The organism is Herbiconiux sp. (genome assembly GCF_004297105.1).
Classification (GTDB): Bacteria; Actinomycetota; Actinomycetes; order Actinomycetales; family Microbacteriaceae; genus Herbiconiux.
The window spans coordinates 1-17,065 of the sequence record NZ_SCVE01000011.1 but is presented as its reverse complement, the minus strand read 5'-3'; the positions used below and the strand labels follow the sequence as shown (position 1 = coordinate 17,065).

The following is a 17,065-nucleotide window of genomic DNA, read 5'->3' as shown; positions in this document are numbered from 1 at the left end:
GCCGCGCGCTGGAGCTGGGGGCGACGATCCGGTGGATCGTCGCTGCGACGCCAGCGCCGAGCGAGCTGCGCTCGCTCGGTTTCAGAGGGAGGCACGCGAACATGTCGCGTCGCGCCGGGCGGGGACCGGCGCGACCCGCAGACGGCTGCGCCGCGAAGCGGCACAGCCGCCTGCGGCAGCAAACACAGCTAGAAGCTGCCGCCCATCTTGTGCAGGCGCGCCACCCGGTCGGGGATGGGCGGGTGCGTGCTGAAGAGGCGGTCGATGATGCCCGGCTTGTTGGGGTCGGCGATCCACATGTGCGACATCGACGTGGACTGGCGTTGCATCGGCCGCCCATAGGCGGCGAGCTTCTCGAGGGCGGAAGCGAGGGCATCCGGATGCCGCGTGGTGAGCGCCCCGGTGGCATCCGCGAGGTATTCGCGCTGACGGGAGACCGCCAGCTGCACCACGGTGGCAACGAGCGGCGCGATGATGATGGCCACGAGGCCGAACACGAGGACGATCGGGTTCTGGTTGTTGTTGTTGCGGCCGAAGAACGCCATGCGCAGGAACATGTCGGCGATGAAGCCCACCGCCACCACGAGGCCGAACACGATCATCGAGACCCGGATGTCGTAGTTGCGCACGTGGCCGATCTCGTGGGCCATGACGCCCTCGAGTTCGGCGTCGTCCATGATGTCGAGAAGGCCGGTCGTGGCCGCCACGACGGCGTGCTGCGGGTCGCGGCCCGTGGCGAACGCATTCGGTGCCGGGTCGTTGATGATGTACACCTTCGGCATCGGCGTGCCCGTGGTGATCGACAGGTTCTCGACCACGCGCCACAGCCGCGGGTTGTCACGCTTCTGGATCTCCTGCGCACCACTCATCAGCAGCGCCTGGCCGGACGCGGCGAAGTACTGGATGAGCGCGTAGCCGAGCGACACCACGATCGTGATGACCACGATCGACAGGTTGCCGTAGATCACACTGGCGAGATAGCCGAGCCCGCCGATGATCAGCAGGAAGAGCACGATGATGATGACGGTGTTGCGTTTGTTCTTCGCTATGGCGCTGTACATGGAAGCGCTGGATCACTCTTTCGGGAGAGGGTGTGGGTGAATGCCGGATGCCCTGAACGGAACGGAACGGATCAGAACTGCACGCGGGGCGGCTCGGCGATGGCCGCGACGTCGGAGACCTCGAAGAACTCGCGCTCGCTGAAGCCGAGGCGGCGGGCGAAGAGGGTGTTCGGGAAGACCTTGATCTTCGTGTTGAGCTCGCGCACCCCGCCGTTGTAGAAGCGGCGCGACGCCTGCACCTTGTCTTCGGTGTCGACGATCTCGGCCTGCAACTGCAGGAAGTTCTGGCTCGCCTGGAGCTGCGGATAGGCCTCCGCCACCGCGAAGATGCTCTTCAGAGCGGTCTGCATGTGGTTCTCGGCAACGGATGCCTCAGCCGGGCCCTGCGCAGACAGAGTCTCCGCTCGAGCCTTCGTGACGTTCTCGAACACCGCCTTCTCATGCGCGGCGTAGCCCTTGACCGACTCGATCAGGTTGGGCAGCAGATCGGCTCGGCGCTTGAGCTGCACGGTGATGTCGCTCCAGGCCTCGTCGACGCGCACATTGAGGGTGACGAGCGAGTTGTAGGTCGCCCAGAGGTAGATGCCGACGATGACGACGAGCACGACGACGATGAGAACCGGGATGAGCCATTCCATGCGACAACTATAGCTTTGGGGCCCCGATACATTCCGGGCAGAACCGAGATTGAGGCGTCCTCACAGCTACCGGTTCTCTGCCAGGTACCTCAGCCACGCGGAGGAGTCCTTCGGGGTGCGGGTGAAGTCGTCGAAGTCGACGTGCACGAGGCCGAAGCGCTGGGTGTAGCCCGCCGCCCACTCGAAGTTGTCGAGGAGCGACCAGACGTGGAAGCTGCGGAGGTCGATCGAGGCGGCCGCAGCACCCGGCGCCGTGGCACGGAGGGCGGCGTCGAGGTGCGACGCGAGGAAGTCGATGCGGGAGCCGTCGTGGATGCGGGGGGTGCCGTCATCCGGGTCGAGCTCGATCGCGTCGGCGAAGCTCGCGCCGATCTCGGTGAGGTGAACCGGCGGCAGCAGCGACCCGTAGCGCGAGGCGAGCTCCGCGAGCGCCGTGCCGAGGAACTCGGGCGCGATCGGCCAGCCGAAACCCGTGCGCGGGAACTCGGGCCAATCGGCCAGGTGGAACGGCAGCGACGCCATGGCGGCGGAGGTGCCGTCGGGAGTCGCCGAGCCGCCCGACCCCGCCGCGACGCGTGTGGGCATGTAGTAGTTGAGGCCCCAGAAGTCGAGCGGTTGGGCGATCACCGCCAGATCGGCGGGCGACGCCTCGGTGAGAGCCGAGAAGAGGGGCGCGAACTCCTCAGGGAAGGTCGGGTAGCCGCCGAGCAGCACCGGGTCGGCGAAGATGCGGTTGTGGAGCAGGTCGAAGAGGGCGGCGAACGCGGCATCGGCTTCGGAACCGGATGCCGGCTCCACCGGCGAGTGCACGTTCACGATCCCCACCGAGCCGGCGACGCCCGCTGCCCGGAGTGCCTGCACCGCGAGCCCGTGCCCGAGCAACTGGTGGTGCGCAGCCGGCAGCGCGTTGAACAGCCGGGTGGCTCCGGGTGCGTGCACGCCGAGGGCGTAGCCGTTCAGCGTCACCGTGGCGGGTTCGTTGATGGTGACCCAGCGCCCGATGCGGTCGCCGAAGCGCTCCCCCATCGCGTGCGCGAAGTCACCGAACCGTAACGCCGTGTCGCGCGCGAACCAGCCGCGCTCGAGCGCGTTCGGGGTGTCCCAGTGGAAGAGCGTGGCCATCGATGCGATGCCCGCCGCGTCCAGCTGGTCGAGCAGGCGCTCGTAGAAGTCGACGCCGGCGGTGCGGAGCGCCCCGCGGCCTTCCGCCTGGAGGCGGGGCCAGGAGAAGGAGAACCGGTAGGAGTCGATGCCGAGATCGTGCATCAGGGCGACATCCTCGGGCATGCGCGAGAAGTGGTCGGTGGCGCGATCGGCCGTGGACCCGTCGAGGATGCGGCCCGGCTGCGTGGTGAAGGCATCCCACACCGACTCGCCCCGGCCGCCCTCGTGGGTGGCGCCCTCGATCTGGAACGCGCTCGTGGCGACCCCCAGCTCGAACCCGCCAGGCAGACGCCCCGCCAGATCGCGCGCGAACTCGCGCCGCTCCTCGGGCTTCACGCCCGGGCTCCGGCCGTGACGACGGATGCGCTCACGCGCCGAGCACGCGATCGAGATAGGCGTTCGAGAAGGCGCGCGCCGGGTCGAGCCGATCGCGCAGCGCCACGAACTCCCCGTGCCGCGGATACAGCGCGGCAAGCGCCGTCGCGTCGAGGGTGTGCAGCTTGCCCCAGTGGGGCCGCCCGGAATGTCGCGCCATGATCTCCTCGACCGCCTGGAAGTACTCGGTGTGGTCTTCGCGGAAGTACCGGTGAACGGCGATGTAGCCGCTCGCCCGACCGGATGCGGTCGACAGCCACAGCGTATCCGCTGCGGCGAACCGCACCTCGATCGGGAACGAGATGCGCCAGCCCCGCTCCCGGATGAGCGCGTCGATCTCGGCCAGCACGACGGGCACGTCGGCCGCCGGCACCGCGTACTCCATCTCGCGGAAGCGCACGGTTCGCGAGGTGGCGAAGACGCGGTGCGAGTGGTCGGAGAACGTTCGGTTCGACCAGAGCTGCTCCGCCAGCGCGTTCACCCGCGGGATGATCGCGGGCACCACGGTGCCGGCCGCACACGTGACCCGGAACACTCCATTGGTCATCAGGCTGTCGTCGACGAAGGAGCGCATCCGTCCGAGCGGCCGCATGGGCGTCGACGATGGCAGCCGCGAGTTCGTCTTCGTCGATGCGATGCGTGTGCCGGGGAACCAGTAGAACTCGAAGTGGTCGTTCTCCTGCACGAGCGCGTCGAGCCCACCGAGCACCTCGTCGAGGGCCTGCGGGCGCTCCACCGCCTCGAGCACGAACGCGGGCACGCACTGCAGCGTGACCTCCACCAGGATGCCGAGCGCCCCGAGTCCCACCGCGACCGCCGGCAGCAGGTCGGAGTTCTGCGACTCGTCGATGGTCAGCAGCTCGCCGTCGGCCGTGACGAGAGTGGCTCCCACCACCTGCGTCGAGATGCCGCCGAACTCCGAACCCGTGCCGTGGGTTCCGGTCGAGATGGCACCGGCGATGGTCTGCCGGTCGATGTCGCCCATGTTCGTGAGCGCGAGTCCGTGCGGCCGCAGAAGGCGCGGGAGGTCGTAGAGGTGCGTGCCGGCGAGCAGGGTGACCCGCCCGCGGTCGCGGTCGACCGCGACGATGCCCGACAGCTCGTCGAGATCGAGGAGGACGCCGGTCGCCACCGCGATGCCGGTGAAGCTGTGGCCGGCGCCCACGGCCTTGATGCGCAGTCCGCTGCGCACCGCGCCCGTGACCGCCCGCTGCACCGCCGCGATGCTGCCGGGCCTCTCGACCCGCACCGGCTTCACGGTCTCGGTGCGCGCCCAGTTGCGCCAGACCCCGTTGAGCGCGGTCATAGGAACGCCTTCCCTTCCCCGCGGTAGCTCGGCACCGTGCCCACGACGGCACCGTCTTCGACCACCGCGAACTCGTTCACGTGTTCGGAGAGCTCGCCCGACTTCGTGTGGCGCAGCCACACCCGGTCGCCGACGGTGAGCGCGGCCGCGCCACGTCCGGAGAGCGGGGTCTGCACCTCACCGGCCATCTCGCGGGCCTGCATCCGGGTGCCGCGCGGCCACACCACCTCGGGCAGGCGATCGGGGGCAGGGGGTCCGGATGCGACCCACCCACCGCCGAGCAGCGTGGCCATGTCGGGGCGCGGTTTGCGCACCACCGGGAGCGCGAACGCGGCCGCGGGTGCGGGCGTGAAGCGGGAGTAGGTGTCGAAGAGGTGGCCCCCGAACAGCCCGCTGCCCGCCGCGACCTCCGTGACCGACGGATCGGCGCTCGTGGTCTCGAGCGATCCGGTGCCGCCGCCGTTCACGAACTCGAGGTCGGCGATCTGCCGCACGGCGGCCACGACCGCACCGCGCCGCTCGGCGAGTTCGGCGACCGACCGGCGCTGCATCCAATCGATCACGCGGCCCGTGGCGAACGACCTGAGCGGGTTGCCCGACGGCCGGTTGCCGACCCCGGCGATCTGCGACTCGTAGGCCATCATGCCGACGAGCGCGAAACCGGGACGTGCCTCGATCTCCCGGGCCAGGGCGACGGCGTCGCCGACCGTGGAGATCGGTGATCGCCACACCCCGAGCCGGCCGAGGCCGGGGGCGGTGTAGGCGGCATCCAGTTCGATCGCCACCCGCAACGCGGGGCGGGAGCCCGGGGCCACGGCCGCATCGATGAGGTCGAGGTGCGCTACGGAGTCGACCATGAGCGTGACACGGGCGGCGAGCGCCTCGTCGGCGGCCAGCATCCGGAGGGCGGCGCGGTCGGCGCTCGGGTAGCCCACCACCACGTCGTCGACGGTCTCGGCCAGCCACAGCGCCTCGGGCAGGGTGTAGGCGAGGATGCCGGCGTAGCCGGGCAGGGCGAGCACCGCATCCTGAACCGCGCGCACCCGGATCGACTTGCTGGCCACCCGGATGGGCATCCCGTTCGCCCGGGCGAGCATCGAGTGCGCGTTGTGCACGAGCGCCTCGACGCCGATGACGGCGACGGGCGGATCGAGGTGGGCGGTGGCCGCAGTGAGGCTGCGCCAATAGCGCTGCTCATCACGCCAGACCTTCGGGCTCGCAGACGTGCGGGCGAGATCGAGGGGGTTCACGGGCACGGCCTTCGGCGGAACGGGTCGTGGGGTCATCGGACACTCCTGACGCGGGAGACGGCGAACGCTCCGGCGAAGCCGAAGAGCGCGGACACGAGGAACAGGGCGGGGAAGCCGCCGAGCCAGGTCACGATCGCGGCGCCGAGCAGCGGTGCGATCGCCTGCGGAACGGCGGTGGCGATGTTCATGATGCCGAGGTCTTTGCCGCGGGATGCGGGGTCGGGCAGCACCTGGGTGGCGAGCGCCTGGTCGACCGAGAGGAAGGATCCGTAGCCGAGGCCGAGCAGCGCCGCTCCGATCATGGTGGCCGTGAGTTCGGGTACGAACGCGAGCAACAGCGCGGCCACCGCCTGCAGCACCGCGGCGGCCAGCACGAAGACGCGGCGCCGGCCGAGCTTGTCGGAGAGGGCACCCGCCGCGATCGAGGCGATCACCACGAACACCGTGTAGATCACGATCAGGACGAGCAGGTCGTCTTCGGCATTCTGGTCGTTCAGGCCGAACATCAGGAAGTAGAGCAGCAGAGTGGTGCCGAGCGCGTTGCCGATGTTCACCAGGATGCGGCTCGAGAGCGTCCAGCCGAAGTCGGGATGCTCGCGGGGGCTCACCCACATCCCCTCGATCAGGGCGCGGGCGGTGAGCGGCGGCCGGTCGCCGCGCGCGAGCCGCTCATCCGGCATCCAGAGGCAGAAGGGCGCCACCAGCACGATCAGGAGCAGCGCCACGGCCGTGTACCCGAAGAACTGCCCGGTGAAGAGGGTGGTGACGAGAAGCACGCCGAGGATGAGGCCCACCGCCTGAGGGGCCGAGATCCAGCTCGACACGAACCCGCGCTGATCCACCGGCACCTGGTCGGAGATCGCGGCGGTGAGCGCCGCCGAGAGAACGCAGAAACCGACGATGGCGAGAGTCCACCACACACCGACGCCCAGGAGCTCGCTCTGCAGGCCGAGCACGAACAGCGACACCGCGAAGAGCAGCGCGCCCGCGGCGATCCACGGGCGGCGGCGGCCGAAGCGCGAGGTGGTGCGGTCGGAGAGTGCACCCGTGATCGGGAAGGTGATCAGGGCGAAGACTCCGGCGATGGCCGAGATCACGCCGAACGCCACCACGCTGTCGGTCCAGCTCGCCGCGTGCAGGCGCTCCTCGATCTGCAGCGGCAGCAGGAGCTGCACCGGGGTGAGCTGTGCCATCCAGATGCCGAGCCAGGCGGCTCCGAAGAGGGCGATCCAGACGCCCCCGACCCGGCGCACCGGCTCGGCGAAGGCTCCGGATGCGACGTGCTCACGTTCTGCGGTCATGCCGCCCCTCCTCGGGTGCCGATGGTGCGGGTGGTGCGGATGGTGCGGGTCGTGGTGCGGGTGGTGCCGGCGGTCGTGGCTGGCCGCTCAGGACCGGGCGATGCCTCCGCGGCGATCGCCCGGGCCGCGAAGGCGATGGTGCGGCGGGCCCGGCCGTCGTCGCCGTCGGCCAGCCAGGCCAGCGTGATCCCGTCGGTGAGGGCCACGAGGTCGGCGGCCAGTTCGTCGAGGGGGCGAGCCCAGCGGTGGCCGGTGCGGGTGGCCGCCTCGTCGAGCGACTGCACCGCCAACCGGCGGTAGCGCTCGTACTGACGGGCCGCGAACCCCTCCATCGCCGGAGAGCGCATGGCGTACTGGGTGAGCTCGAACATCGCGCGCTCACGTCGGGGATCCTGGCGCACCTGGTCGAAGTAGCGCAGCAGCCCCTGCTCGAGGGTGCCGACGAGCGAGCCGTCGGCCGCCGTGGCGACCTCGAGCACCACCTCCTGCGTCTCCACCACCTCGTTCACGAGTTCGGCCATCAGCTCTTCACGCGACTCGAAGGCGTAGTGGAAGCTCGCCAGCTTCATGCCGGCCTCCTCCACGATGGCGCGGGTCGTGGCACCGCTCACGCCGGTGCGCGCGATCACCGCGAAGGCGGCGGCGAGCAGCCGGCTGCGGCGCTCGGCCACGGGCATGTGCGTCATCGCATCGCCTCCTCGATCGCAGATCGCCCCGGACGGGGTCAGAAGTGGGTCAGATGTCCCAGTTGCGTCAGTATGCCCCACGGCAGGCCCGGCTGTACATGCCCGCCTCCGAATTTCATCCGAAACTCCGCGGGCGGGCTTGGACATTCCGCCATCGTCCGGCTGAATAGTCGGAGGTGTCGGCATTGCAGAGCGGTGGGGAACGAACGGCGTCGCACGCACGCGGCGGCGCACATCGGCGATCACGGATCATCGCGGTCGGGCTTCTCCTGGCCCTCGCCGCCGTCACGAGCACCGCCTTCCTCGGCCTCGGCGCAGGGTCCGCGGTCGCGTCGACGACGCCGGCTCCGCCCTCCGAGTCCGCAGCTCCGAACGAGACCGTGCCGCCGGCCGAGACCGTCAGTCCTGCGCCACCGCCCGCACCACCGGTCATCGACACGCCTGTCGCGGGCGAGCTGCTCTCGGGCACGTTCTCCGTGTCGGGAACGGCCACGCCGGGGAGCACCGTGCAGATCCTGCCGCCCGGATCCTCCGAACCCCTCTGCATCGTCACCGCCGACGACGCGGGCGCCTGGTCGTGCGCGGTCCGGTCGCTCGACTCGGCACAGTCGGCGACCGTGCGCGTGGTCGAACTCGTTCCCGGGGGTGACGATGTCTCCTCCTCGGTCACCGTGCGCGTGCTCAACGCGCCGGTCGTCACCGGAGGGCCGCGCGGTTCACTCACCAACGCTGTCGTGCAAGGCACCGCCTTCCCCGGAGCGACGGTCACCGCGTCGGCGAGCGGCTACGACTGCACGGCCACGGCCGACGCCTCCGGCGCCTGGTCGTGTCCCCTCGCGCGTGGGATCGAAGACGGCCCGCACGTCGTCTCGGCCACGCAGACCACGAGCTGGAGCTCGGGCGTGGCATCACCCGCGAGTGCGCCCGTGGCGATCACGGTGGACGTCACGGTGCCGGCGGCCCCGCAGGTGCTGTCGCCCGCATCCGGAGCCGTGCTGCCGCTGTCGGGAGCGGTGTTCAGCGGAGCGGGAGAGGACGGCGCCACCGTCTCGGTCTTCGCGGGCGCAGGGGTGCTCTGCGAGTCGCCCGTGGCGAACGGGGCCTGGTCGTGCGCGACCTCCGCGGTGCCGGCAGGGCGCTACACGGTGTCGGTGCTCCAGCAGGATGCGGCCGGCAACGTGAGCGTGCAGAGCAGCCCGCTCACGATCGACTTCCAGGCGGCCGCGTCGACGCCCCCGTCGGCCGCGCCCACCCCGGCACCCGGCACCTCGGCCGCTGCCACGCCGGCGCCGAGCGCCACCGGCGCCCCCGCACCCTCGGGGTCGGCGACAGACCCCGGCACGCCGGTGGATCCGGATCCGGATGCGCCGAGCGCGCCCGACCAGCCCGGCCCGAGCGCACCGACTCCCGCGGTCCCGGGTTCCGAGCCCCCCGGCGCCTGGACCGAGTCCACCCAGTTCACCGCCTCCCTGCAGCCGGCGATCGGCGGGCAGGCGGGCTCGCTCTGGTGGCTCGCCCTGGCCGCCGCGGCGGCCGCCCTCCTGCTGGTCGCCCTGCCCGCCCGGTTGCTCAGCGGAGCGGTGGAGAGCGCGGTGGCGGGCGTCGACCCGCACTCCCCTGCCGGGGCACGGTCGGCGCCCGAGAGCGCCCTCACCCGCATCCGCCGGGGTCTCGCCTCCCTGCTCGGCCGAAATCGCAGCAGACACGATCGCGAATACGACCGGGCACCGGATGTCACGCTCACTCCCGCGGTGAAGATCGCCGCCGCCGTGCTCACCTCGGCGGCCATCGTCACGCTCTCGGGTCCCGTGCTCGGGCAGCCGGCCTACCTGCGGCTCTACGTCGCGGTGGTGGTGGCAGTGGTCGTGGTGAATCTCGCGGCCACCCTGCTGCCCGGCCTGCTCGCGCGGCGTGCGTTCGGCATCCCGAGCACGGCGCGACTGCAGCCCTCATTGCTTCTGGTGTCGGCGGTTCTGGCCCTCGCATCGCGAGTGGGTGACATCCAGCCCGCGCTCGTGTTCGGCATCGTCGGCGCACTGACGGTGGCGGCCACCACCCGGCAGAGCGATCGTGGGCGGCTCGGAACGGTGCAGGTGCTCTGCCTGCTCGTCACGGGCGCGGCCGGGTGGATGCTGGCCGGTGCCCTCGGGTCTGCCGAGTCGCCCGAGCTCTGGAGCACGGCCCTGCGGGAGTTCAGCAACGTGGTCGCGCTGTCGTCGTTCGGGGGCGCTGCCGTCCTCCTCCTGCCGTTCGGGCGGTCGTGCGGGCGACGCATCCTCGACTGGTCGCCCGCCACCTGGGTGCTGCTCACGGTCGCCGCCTTCGCCGCCCTCGCGATGCTCTTCGTGCCCGCCCTCATCGCCGCCGCTGCCGACGGTGAACTGCTGGTTCTCGGCATCGCGGTGGCGGCATTCGCGGCGGTGAGCCTCTCGGTGTGGGTGTGGATGCGGTTCGTGGCGGTCGAGGACGACCTCGAATAGTGCCGCGAGGCTCTCCGCTCGCTCTGTTACGCGTGTTACGACCTCACGGCAGCCAGACGGTCCGCCGCACATAGGATCGAACGGTGACGAACACGCAGGCATCCTCCCGAGACGAGAACTCCCACCCGCACACCGTGCGAGGCGAGAACAACCTCGTCGCGCATCCGAGTTCCGAGAGCATCGTGACGGCCGATGAGTTCAAGGCCGCGTTCCGCAACCACCCGGCCGGGGTGGCCGTGATCACCGCGGATGCGGGCGACGGCCCCGTGGCGCTCACCGCGACATCCGTGTTCTCCGTCAGTGCCGAGCCGCCGCTGCTGGTGTTCTCGATCTCGGAGCTGTCGTCGTCGACGCCCACCATCCGCAAGGCCGACACGGTGGTGGTGCACCTGCTCGGCGCCGCGCAGCTCGACATCGCGCGCCTCGGAGCGACGAGTGGCATCGACCGCTTCGCGGACACGTCCATCTGGGCCCGGCTGCCCACGGGCGAGCCGTATTTCCCGGCCGCGCACGCGTGGATCCGTGGTCGCGTGGTGAACAAGATGGAGGCGGGCGGTTCGACCGTGGTGGCCGTTCAGGCCCTCGAGACCAAGGCACCGCCCGCAGGCGACCCGTCGGCGGATGCCTCCGAGGCCGAGCCCCTGGTGTATCACAACCGCACCTGGCACCGGCTCGGCGAGCACTCGAAGATCGTCTAGCGGACCCGCTAGGCGGGCGCAGGCGGATCGGTGATCAGTGCGATCGCTTCGGTGAAGCTGTTCACGGGTGTCATGAGCAGCCCCACGTCGCGGGCGAGCGCCTCGCGGCCGTTCGAGACCACGATCACGCGGGCATCCGCGAGTCGGCAGACCCGGATCTTGTAGTCGATCGACACGCGCTCGCCGGGTCGCTGTTCCATGATCACGACCTCGGTGGGGAACTCCGGATCGGTGAGCAGCTGGCCGAGGGTTCCGGCGGCGATGCGCACGTCGACACCCGGTCGGCCGGCCAGCTCGAGCTGCTTGCGGGCAAGCTCGCCGGGGTCGGCATCGAACAAGCCGACAGTGGTCGGCGCCGCCTTCGACATCCGTGTCTCCAACCGGGGGTGCACCTGCGCCGAGCGGCGCCGCACTACTGAACCTACCGACATCCGCCGGTTTTGCGCGGCCCACCGGAGAATTCGGCCGAACTCCCATCCGGAGGTGAACGGCTTCACCGGGATGAAGCCCATCGACCTGCCGGCAGACCAATTCGCGATCACCATCGTCGACGCCTGCGCGCTGTCTCCGATCAATCCCACAAGGAGATTCACCGAGGCCGACCCGACGCCTCAGGTGCCCTCAGAACAGCGCTCCCGGCCCCCGGAGAACGCCGAGCAGGCCGGCGATGCCGATCACGACGCCGAGGCCCGCCACGATCGAAGCGCCGAACACCACGTCGAGAGAGCCGACCCGAACCGGATTCCACACCGTGCGGGGCTGAAGGCCGAGACCGCGCGATTCGAGCGACTGCGCCATCCGCTCTCCTCGCCTGATGGCCAGAACGAGCAGGGTGAAGGCTGCGCGCCCGAAGGATGCGGGGGTTCGATGCACGCTGCCGTTGCGGCGGAGAGGCGCCCGCACCGCCTGCGCATCGCGGATCGCGGTCCACTCCCCCGGCAGCTGCTGCAGCAGGCGGTATCCGGCCATCAGCGCGTAGCTCGGTCGGGCGCCGAGGTGGGCGTTCTGATGCAGGCTCGTCATCAGAGCCAAGCTGTCGGTGGTGAGCACGAAGCCGATCGACAGGATGCCGATGGCGAGCGTTCGGACCGCCAGCGCGGCCCCCACGATGAGGCCGTCGACGGTCACCCGCAGCGGTCCCTCCTGCCAGACGACGGTGCCCGGCCGACTCAGCACATTGATGCTGAAGACACCGACCGCGAACGCCAGGAACGGCAGTTGAGCGGCCAGCACGGTGCGAAGCGGGAGCCGGCCACCGACGATCACTCCGATCAAGCCGAGCAGATAGACGACCGACGGTGTGACCGGGTCGAGCACGAAGAGCAGGGCCACGGAGGCGAGAAACAGCACCGCGAGCTTGACCGTGGGATTACGGCGGGCAAGTGGGGAATCACGCACCGTCTCCGCCCCGCTCATCGGGACACCTCCGCGGGCGAAGGCGTGGCCCGGCGTGGTCCACCACTCCCCGCGGGGGGTTCCTGAGGCGCGCTGGCCGCGGAGAGCCGGCGAAGAGCGCGCACGGCATCGACATCGTCGAACTCGGCGAGCACCCACGCGACCAGCGCGGGAAGCTCGAGGCCGGCGCGCTGCACAACCGATGCATCCCGCAGCACCGCGGTGGTTTCCCCCTCGGCCGCCTTCCGACCGTCAGCGAGCACGATGACACGATCGGCGACCGTCGCTACAAAGCGGAGGTCGTGGCTGGAGAACAGCACGGCGCGGCCTTGGGCGGCTTCGCCCCGCAACACGTCGGCGGTGGCGACGGTGTCGCGGCGATCGAGGCCGAAGGTGGGCTCGTCGGCCAGCAGCACGCGGCGATCGACGTGCGCGAGCATCGCGGCGAGACTCAGCCTCCGTTTCTCCCCGCCCGAGAGGCGATAGGGATCCCGGTCGGCCACGTGCTCGAGGCGGTGCAGGCGCAACTGCCGGTCGACGACCTGTGCGACCTCACTGCCGCTGCCCGTGAGACCGAACGCGATCTCGTCGCGCACGCGATGGCCCACGAACTGCAACTCGGGATACTGGAACACCATGCTCGGACGCGCCCCGATGACGGCGCCTGCCTGGGCCGGCAGCAGACCGGCGAGGGTGAGGAGCAGAGATGTCTTCCCCGATCCGTTCGACCCGAGCAGGGCGACCACTTCGCCGGCCCGGAGGTCGAGGTCGACTCCGGCGAGCACGGGTGGGGCAAGAGGTCGCCTGCGCCTCGCGCTGCGCCCACCGGGCGACGGATGCCCGACCTGCAGCGATCGGGCCGAGAGCAGGGGCTCGCCAAGGGCGGCGGCCGGAGGGTCGATCTGCGGCGTCCCGGCCGTCTGGGGTTCTCCCGTCGGTCGCTCGCGCAGCCACTCCCGCACCGGTTCGGCCTGCAGACCGCCGGGATGCCCCACGACGGCGAGCAATTCGCTCTCCAGCGGGAGCCAGCAGCCCGCGTCGTGCAGCCGCGCTGCGTTCTCGGCGAGCACCTGCACGGTCGGGCCCGCCGCGAGCATCCGCCCTTCGCCATCCAGAACCACGGCGTGCTCGGGAAGACCTCGGGGACCTCGCGCACCGGCGAGCTCGTCGAGGCGGTGCTCGACCATCAGCACCGCCGACTCGCCCCGCTCGACGACCCCGTCGACAGCCGCGCGCACTGCTCGGACGCCCGCCGGGTCGAGCATCGACGTGGGTTCGTCGAGCAGGAGCACCGCGGGTCGGGCGGCGAGAGCTGCGGCGAGGGCGACGCGCTGCACCTCACCGCCGGAAAGCCCACCGGTCGCCCGCTCGCGGAGATCGCCGGCCCCGGCGAGGCCGAGCGCGTCGTCGATGCGACCGGAGATCTCGGAGCGGTCCACGCCGTGGTTCTCCAGAGGCAGGGCCACCTCCTGGTCGACGCGGGCGAGGCAGACGGCGGCCGCCGGGTCCTGGGCGACCACGCCCAGCCGGCGCGAGCGCTCGATCACCGGAAGCTCGGTCGCGTCGACACCGCCGAGGTGCACTGCCCCCTCGAGAGCGAGGTTCTGCGAGAACGGGATGACGCCTGTGAGCACCTGCAGCAGGCTCGACTTGCCCGAGCCCGACGGGCCGAGCACGAGCATCCGCTCGCCCGCCCCCAGGTGGAGCGACACGTCGCTCAGCAGCGGGGTGGACCGCCCGGGGGCCCGCACCGTGGCCTCCACGATGCGCGCGGCCGAGCGGTCGGGTTCAGGAGCCAAGGTGGGCTCGGCCGATGGCGAAGTTGTCGACGACCCCGGTGCGGGCGAGGGCATCGACGATCACCTTGGCGAGCAGCCCACCCAGCACGATGCCGGACACCACCTGGATGACCAGACGCACGAGCAACAGGTCGGTGCCATACCACCCCGATCGGAACGCCGAGAAGAAGAACACCAGGCCGGCTCCGAGTGCGCCCGACAGGGCGTAGACGAACCAGTTGTACCGGCGGTAGCGGGTGAGCGCGAAGGGCAGCTCGCTCCCGACGCCCTGGATGGCGGCGGCCACGAACAGCAGCGGTCCGACCGCCGAGCCGAGGAAGACCACCTCGATCACGGAGGCGATGATCTCGGCGATCACCCCGGCGAAGGGGCGGCGGATGATCGCGATGGCGATCGGCGCCACGAGCAGCCAGCCGCCGAGCAGCACGTGCTGGGTGAGGTCGCCGAACGGGCCGGTGGCCACGGAGAGGGCGATCCAGCCCTGCACCAGGGCCCAGTAGAGAAAGCCGAAGACGGCACCGAGCACCACGAGCAGCATGATGTCTTTGAGCTGCCAGGCGAAGAGGGAAGGGGTACTGCGACGTGAGGAGGTCGTGGTGGTCATCGCTCACACCTCCGTCGGGCTGGCGATGGACAGAACAGCGTGGCTGGTGACGTGCTGCACGCTGCGCCCCACCAGCACCCAGCCGGCCGCCACGGTGCCGAGCACGTCGGCGAGGTCTCCCTCGAGCAGCGTGGCGTAGTGCTCACCGCGCACGTAGGTGCCGAGCTGTTTGGCATGATCGATCGCGGCGTAGATGTCGCGCAGGTGGTCGGGTTGCTCGCCGGGCCGCCCGGTGTCGTCGAGCGGATACAGCGACCAGTGGGCCGAGGCCCGGATGCCGGTGGCTGCCAGAACCGGTACCGCCGCCGCTTCGGCGAGCAGCCCCGGCGTGGTGCTGCAGGTGACCTCACCCGGGCAGCCGCGCGAGAGCAGCACCGAGGCGGTGACGTGGTGGCCGCCTCGCGCGGCTGCGGCGATCACGTCGGTCAGGTACTCGAGCACCCGTTGCTCGGAACCGCGCACGAGAGTGCTCACCGGGTCGGTCACGACTTCGAGATCGGCGGAGTCGGCGGCCGCCAGGGCGCCCAGGATGGTCTCGGCGAAACCGTCGTGCATCACCGCGAGGGTGAAGCGGGCGCCCACGCCGAGATCCTGCGGGCTGAGGACGGGGTTGGTCGCTGCGGGAGACAGCGTCGGAAGGGGTGACATGTGTGCGTGCCTTTCACTGCGCACGGGTCGCGCTCACCGGCGGTGGGCGCAGAGCTGCCGACTGATCAGGGCGTGCGTGCGGGTGCGCTGAAGACGCCGGATGTCTCCGGCTGTGAAGCACGACCGATCACGGTGACGGCGGCCCTGTGGCGGCGTCGATCGACGATGAGCATTCGCTCTCACTCTCCCTGCGCTGGCATTATCCAGATCAAGTTCGACGGTCGAAGCGTGGTTCGCTTCCTCTCAGCCCGGCTCACCGGGCTCCCGTGTGTTCGCCCCCACCTTACCGGGTCGTCCACTCACTGTGGCGAAACCGCGCCCGATAACACCTAGCGCGAACGCACCTTGCATACGTCGGAGAACAGCACCTCGTTCAATGGGTGAATCATGAGGTGAAGTCCTCACCCACATCTACAACTGGCGAATAGGCTCGCTTAGTCTGATGACGCCCGCCGCGTTGATCCCCATCCGCGCGGCGGGCAACCCCCGGTGGCCGTGAGGTGTCAGGCGTGAGGTGGGCGTCTCCAGCGTCAGCAAGTCCTCGGCGGGGATCCGCCTCGCGTGGTGAGGGATGCGGGGCGATCGATCACGGTACTCCACTGGGACTTTTGCCAGACTTCGTGATGTTCTGCACCAAGTGTGGGCGCCCCGGGCCCGATGTGGATTCGTTCTTGTGCGGCACCGCGCAGTGCAAGGGTGACAATGCACCGGTGACCTCCTGCGGGGCATCTCAGCAATGATGGCTCTTGCGGTCACGGTCAGACGGTCGAGATCCTGCGTCGCTTTTGTCGGTGCCTCATTGTTCAGCCGGCGATGTAGTCCGGCGATGCGGCCGCAGCGAGAGTCCAGAATGAGATGAACAAGGCGACGACTGGCGCCACGCACGCCAAAACGATCGTGGCCGTGGCGAGTCCGCCGGAGCGCCGCGTCAGCATGCCGAGGGCAAGAGCGGTTATCCCGAGAACAGTGCCGGCCAGCAGCGTCAAGCCCATCGCAGATGCAATGCTGTTGAGCGTTGCTCTCTCCGCCGGTTCGAGGATGTTGCTGTCGTAGCTGTCGATCGCGGCTCCTGTAAATGGACTTGCCGCGGCCGAAAACACCAAGAGCAGAATTGGCACCACCAAGCCCACCGCGAGCCCTAGCGTGAACCCCGTCCGGCTAAGAATGCTCAGGGTTCGCACTGAACATTGCTGAGCACTGACCTCGTCCACTCAACCACCCCCATCTGCAGATTAGAGGATCGGGCTTGATTCGAGTGAATGGCGCGGTGTGCGCTCATCTGGGAGCCGCGATCCTCGCCAGCGCAGCGATCGGTCTCGCAAATCAGCTCGTACCCCCACTGGGACTCGAACCCTTATCCGAGGGGCTCGATCAGTAGAGCAATCGCCTAGATCCGCATGATTACGGCGAATCTTGGTTACTTACGATCAGGTAAATCACATTGGATTTCAGCGAAGTGTGGGCAAACTGTGGGCACGCTCACGCGGGTGGCACTCCGCTAGCCCTTACGCGAGCCAACTGAGGTACCCCCCAGAGTCGCGCGCACAGCGAGCTGCAGAACGCGAAGCGGTGGGGGTCGACCCCGGGGGGGGAGGGGGTACCCACCCCACCCCCAGACTCCTGCGCACAGCGAGCTGCAGAACGCGAAGCGGTGGGGGTC

The 17,065-nt window shown here is 70.0% G+C and carries 15 protein-coding genes and 1 riboswitch; of the genes, 2 read left to right on the top strand and 13 right to left on the bottom strand.

Going from position 1 to position 17,065, the window contains the following annotated elements; all coding sequences use genetic code 11:
* Nucleotides 1-188: 188 nt before the first annotated feature.
* From EPO52_RS06325 to EPO52_RS06295, 7 genes are all read right to left on the bottom strand, one after another.
* Complete coding sequence (locus tag EPO52_RS06325) at nt 189-1,061, bottom strand: M48 family metallopeptidase (RefSeq protein WP_290803610.1); 873 nt, start codon at nt 1,059-1,061, stop codon at nt 189-191.
* A gap of 71 nt (nt 1,062-1,132) precedes the next feature.
* The gene (locus EPO52_RS06320) at nt 1,133-1,699 is read right to left on the bottom strand and encodes a LemA family protein (protein ID WP_290803606.1); all 567 of its coding nucleotides are present in this window, start codon (nt 1,697-1,699) and stop codon (nt 1,133-1,135) included.
* A 66-nt stretch (nt 1,700-1,765) separates the two neighbouring features.
* Nucleotides 1,766-3,199, bottom strand: coding sequence for a family 1 glycosylhydrolase (locus EPO52_RS06315; protein WP_290803601.1), 1,434 nt, complete (start codon nt 3,197-3,199; stop codon nt 1,766-1,768).
* A gap of 31 nt (nt 3,200-3,230) precedes the next feature.
* The gene (locus EPO52_RS06310; protein ID WP_290803597.1) at nt 3,231-4,544 is read right to left on the bottom strand and encodes a D-arabinono-1,4-lactone oxidase; all 1,314 of its coding nucleotides are present in this window, start codon (nt 4,542-4,544) and stop codon (nt 3,231-3,233) included.
* Entirely contained in the window at nt 4,541-5,830 is a 1,290-nt protein-coding gene (locus tag EPO52_RS06305; protein ID WP_290803592.1) for an alanine racemase, read from the bottom strand. Before EPO52_RS06305 ends, EPO52_RS06310 begins: the two co-directional genes overlap by 4 nt.
* Nucleotides 5,827-7,095: an MFS transporter gene (locus EPO52_RS06300; RefSeq protein WP_290803590.1), complete on the bottom strand. Its 1,269-nt coding sequence runs from the start codon at nt 7,093-7,095 to the stop codon at nt 5,827-5,829. Before EPO52_RS06300 ends, EPO52_RS06305 begins: the two co-directional genes overlap by 4 nt.
* Nucleotides 7,092-7,781, bottom strand: a complete 690-nt coding sequence (locus EPO52_RS06295) for a TetR/AcrR family transcriptional regulator (protein ID WP_290803587.1) — start codon at nt 7,779-7,781, stop codon at nt 7,092-7,094. Before EPO52_RS06295 ends, EPO52_RS06300 begins: the two co-directional genes overlap by 4 nt.
* 176 nt (nt 7,782-7,957) lie before the next feature.
* Between EPO52_RS06295 and EPO52_RS06290 the strand changes: the two genes are divergently transcribed.
* Complete coding sequence (locus EPO52_RS06290) at nt 7,958-10,261, top strand: Ig-like domain-containing protein (RefSeq protein WP_290803584.1); 2,304 nt, start codon at nt 7,958-7,960, stop codon at nt 10,259-10,261.
* 134 nt (nt 10,262-10,395) lie between these two features.
* Complete coding sequence (locus EPO52_RS06285) at nt 10,396-10,959, top strand: flavin reductase family protein (protein WP_290803612.1); 564 nt, start codon at nt 10,396-10,398, stop codon at nt 10,957-10,959.
* A gap of 8 nt (nt 10,960-10,967) precedes the next feature.
* On the opposite strand, the gene EPO52_RS06280 is transcribed toward EPO52_RS06285, so the two are convergent.
* From EPO52_RS06280 to EPO52_RS06255, 6 genes are all read right to left on the bottom strand, one after another.
* Complete coding sequence (locus tag EPO52_RS06280) at nt 10,968-11,327, bottom strand: hypothetical protein (protein ID WP_290803581.1); 360 nt, start codon at nt 11,325-11,327, stop codon at nt 10,968-10,970.
* Nucleotides 11,328-11,580: 253 nt separating this feature from the next.
* Nucleotides 11,581-12,375 (bottom strand): energy-coupling factor transporter transmembrane component T, encoded by a 795-nt coding sequence (locus EPO52_RS06275; RefSeq protein WP_290803576.1) that lies wholly within the window; start codon nt 12,373-12,375, stop codon nt 11,581-11,583.
* Nucleotides 12,372-14,153, bottom strand: a complete 1,782-nt coding sequence (locus EPO52_RS06270) for an ABC transporter ATP-binding protein (protein ID WP_290803573.1) — start codon at nt 14,151-14,153, stop codon at nt 12,372-12,374. The genes EPO52_RS06275 and EPO52_RS06270 overlap by 4 nt, the downstream gene beginning before the upstream one ends.
* Nucleotides 14,143-14,757: an ECF transporter S component gene (locus tag EPO52_RS06265; RefSeq protein WP_290803568.1), complete on the bottom strand. Its 615-nt coding sequence runs from the start codon at nt 14,755-14,757 to the stop codon at nt 14,143-14,145. Before EPO52_RS06265 ends, EPO52_RS06270 begins: the two co-directional genes overlap by 11 nt.
* Nucleotides 14,758-14,760: 3 nt before the next feature.
* Nucleotides 14,761-15,405, bottom strand: coding sequence for a YkoF family thiamine/hydroxymethylpyrimidine-binding protein (locus EPO52_RS06260; protein ID WP_290803565.1), 645 nt, complete (start codon nt 15,403-15,405; stop codon nt 14,761-14,763).
* Nucleotides 15,406-15,573: 168 nt separating this feature from the next.
* A riboswitch (TPP riboswitch) is annotated at nt 15,574-15,683 on the bottom strand.
* A 525-nt stretch (nt 15,684-16,208) separates the two neighbouring features.
* A complete protein-coding gene (locus EPO52_RS06255; protein ID WP_290803561.1) occupies nt 16,209-16,586 on the bottom strand; it encodes a hypothetical protein in 378 nt (125 codons plus the stop codon).
* Nucleotides 16,587-17,065 lie beyond the last annotated feature (479 nt).